This window comes from Bradyrhizobium sp. Kon56 (assembly GCF_055807635.1).
Genome location: NZ_JBVVOU010000523.1, coordinates 1 through 252, shown reverse-complemented (window position 1 = coordinate 252; position 252 = coordinate 1). Strand labels below are relative to the sequence as shown.

Below are 252 nucleotides of genomic sequence, written 5' to 3'. Positions count from 1 at the left end.
CGCTCACTGGCCAGCAGGCTTTGAACGATGGATACCATTCCCGGCACGCTGACCTTGCTCGCACCGGTTCCATACTGCCGGTCCTCGACGTGTGTATTGAACACCTGCACCACGCCAAAGGCCTGGGCACCCACACGCAGCTCACTGCGTTGCCGGTCCGTCAACTGCGCCAGCCGCAGCACCTGGCCGACATAGCTCGGCGGCCCGGACACATAGAACGTGCGCACCCCGCTGTCTCGCAGCGGATAGCGC

The 252-nt window shown here is 64.7% G+C and carries 1 pseudogene; it reads right to left on the bottom strand.

Going from position 1 to position 252, the window contains the following annotated elements:
• Positions 1-227: pseudogene (locus AC0L3B_RS39915) on the bottom strand (hypothetical protein); the annotation flags it as partial.
• Between the last annotated feature and the right edge of the window lie 25 nt (positions 228-252).